This window comes from Vibrio zhanjiangensis, from assembly GCF_030161235.1.
In the GTDB taxonomy this organism is placed as follows: domain Bacteria; phylum Pseudomonadota; class Gammaproteobacteria; order Enterobacterales; family Vibrionaceae; genus Vibrio; species Vibrio zhanjiangensis.
The window spans coordinates 1-2,761 of sequence record NZ_BSPW01000065.1 but is presented as its reverse complement, the minus strand read 5'-3'; the positions used below and the strand labels follow the sequence as shown (position 1 = coordinate 2,761).

Here is a 2,761-nt window from a genome sequence, read left to right as displayed (position 1 = left end):
AATGTAAGGATACGACAGAGTCGAATGGTATTTATCCCGTCAAGATCCCTCAGTAATGACAAAGGCTACTGTTAGCGCATTTGTGCCCAAAACGTGTTAGAGCAGTTGCTCGTAACATATATCAGAGTTCATTTTTGACTTATTTTATCTAACTATAAAATTGATAAGGCCTGACTTTTTGCTTTCATAAGCTCTCTTTATCACGATTCATAAATTCTTTGCCAACTTGTTAAATTATTATTCAAAAACATGTATAGTCACATAGTTGCACAAAAGCGGGAATGATTAAATGGAAGAAAAGCAAACCGTGCGAATTGATGATGATGCACTCGATCTCTTCAATGCACGAGTTGATGAGTTGATAGACAGGAAGAACGTTGCAGATATGGAGAAATTCATTGGAACGTTTGACGCATTTACGCCTGTTTTTGAAGATGATTTTCGAGAAGCTGAATTTCATTATATGTTAGGAAATGCTTATTCTTTGCTCTATGTTCCACAGTTAAACGAATGGTATAACCCTAATTTGAACAAAGTGATTATTCACTTCAAGAAAGCGCTTAATGCTCTGAAAAACCGTAACATTGATGATGAATGTCAAATTGCTCTAACTAGCCAAATCGAGACAAATTACGGAAACTATCTTTCTCAACAAGGGCGATTTATGTGCGCCAAAAGGCATTGGAAAAATGCTATTAATTTAAACAATCAACCGATAGCTCACACTGCTATGTATGACAATGAGCTATACCTTTCACACTGTATATCGCATGACGAACAAAAAGCCATTTATCATCAGTTTCTAGCATATAAAAGTCTTTGTGAACGATTGAAACTTCCTAATAATCAAGCGTATTTCAATGACAGCCATTACATCTTTGATGATGAAAAAACACAGAATTTCAAACAGTGGTTTGAAGAACAGTATACTCTCGATTATTTTAAGCAGTTTTATAAAAAAAATGATAGAGAACTGAGTAAAAAAGTAGTTTATTACTTACACTGGTGCGGGGAAAAAAACCTATTTATCGATGAACTGGAAATTGACGAACTTCCTGAAGCTATATTCCCTGATTCGCTTTCACTACCATCTATCAGTTCTCGATTGAATATGACTCTAGCCTATCACGAAGAATTAGTTTATCACGCCAACTTTGACGAGATAAAGAACGATTTTTGTTATGCTCGTTACCTTATTTTTAGTGCATCAAACATTCCAAATGATGAAGTAAGCTTCTTCAATAACACATTCAAAAAGACTGACGATTTAACCCACACAATCGACAATATTAAAGCTCAACAATTAAAGTCAGCTTTCAAAATTCTCTATTCCTTATTTGACAAAATTGCCTATTTTATAAGTCATTATTACGATCTTAACGATATAGAAAAAGACCAACAGATTAGCTTTGAAAATTTGTTTAAAAAGCCAAATTCAGGGAAAGGTAATAAAGAGTGGAAACCACACGATAAACTCAAGGATAGTAAAAACCAGTTTTTGCACGCGCTCTTCTACATACTTAAAGATTTACGAGACATTAAAGACCAAGAATCTATTTCAGAATGGCTCAATCCTGATCTCGTTAAAATCTGTGAAATTCGCAATTACATCGAACACAGATCTTTTAAACTTATTGACAGCCTGTATTCTGATTTGGTTTTTTCTGACGCTGTTCAACAAAATGAGATACGACACTTAATTGATAAAAGAAATAAATACAACTGTGAATTAATAGCTTTATATCCAGAGATAAAAAAACAAAAAGGCACAGATAAGCACATAGAATTGATTGGAGAAAAGGAACTGCTTGAGAAGAAAATTCAACACATTGAAAATCAACTCTATGAAAAAGAGAAACGCTCAAAGCACACGCTTATTATGATTGATGAAGACTTCAATACTCAGCTTATGACGCTTGCTGAGTTAGCCAGAAATTCAATCATTTATCTCTCATTTTCCATTGAGTTTGATGAACAAACAAAGCCCCAAAACGACGAAAAGCTTGTCTGGCATAGAGAAGTCCCAACGAAGTAAAAATACATTTGCTTGTCCGATACAAGTTTGTTCCGACTTCATTCTAGCTGATTTCTGTCCAGAACTTTCAGCGTTGGCACTTCATAACTCAGAAGTGCCCTAATATTTGTTTCGAAAGCTGTAGATGCCGGCATACGAATCAGCCGAACTAAGTGAAAGCTCTTATATCAAGTGAGAATATAGCTTTAGCTTGAAACTTAAGGAAAAAAAATGAGTTCATACACACTAAAAATAAGTAAACTTAAGAACTTTGATGACTTCGAAATCACGCTACCTCTTGAGAGGGGGCTATACGCCATTACAGGAACGAACGGTGTAGGCAAGAGTACTCTGATGTCTTTGCTTGCAAAACCATTTTTACCTAAAGTGCTGGAAACTTATTTTGGTAAATCTGCTACAGAGGATTCTGAAGTTCTATACACTGTAGATGACAGTGTAGAAAAGAATACCTTTACTACTAATGGGCAATGGAATACTCAAAAAGTAGCTGGGGAGGTCAAATTACGTGGTTTCTATGAAGGTAGTGTTATTCACGGAACAAGATTCTCTGATGCTAATGTATCAGCTATAAAGCACGCTTCAAACGTGTTAGATCAAGATCTAGCGAATGCTGATGAATTTGTAAAAGAGCAACTTAGCTTTATTTTACACGGATTTGGTGGTTGTAGTGGTCAACAAATTCCGGACACAGATTTAAGCCGATTCTCGGCATCCACTGGCGATAGC

2 protein-coding genes are annotated in these 2,761 nt (G+C 35.4%); both read left to right on the top strand.

Annotated elements, in window-relative coordinates:
- Nucleotides 1-289 precede the first annotated feature (289 nt).
- Nucleotides 290-2,035: an LA2681 family HEPN domain-containing protein gene (locus QQK21_RS14585; RefSeq protein ID WP_284192918.1), complete on the top strand. Its 1,746-nt coding sequence runs from the start codon at nucleotides 290-292 to the stop codon at nucleotides 2,033-2,035.
- A gap of 210 nt (nucleotides 2,036-2,245) precedes the next feature.
- Nucleotides 2,246-2,761, top strand: a 516-nt coding sequence (locus QQK21_RS14580; protein WP_284192917.1) for an AAA family ATPase, incomplete at its 3' end; no start/stop codon positions are given.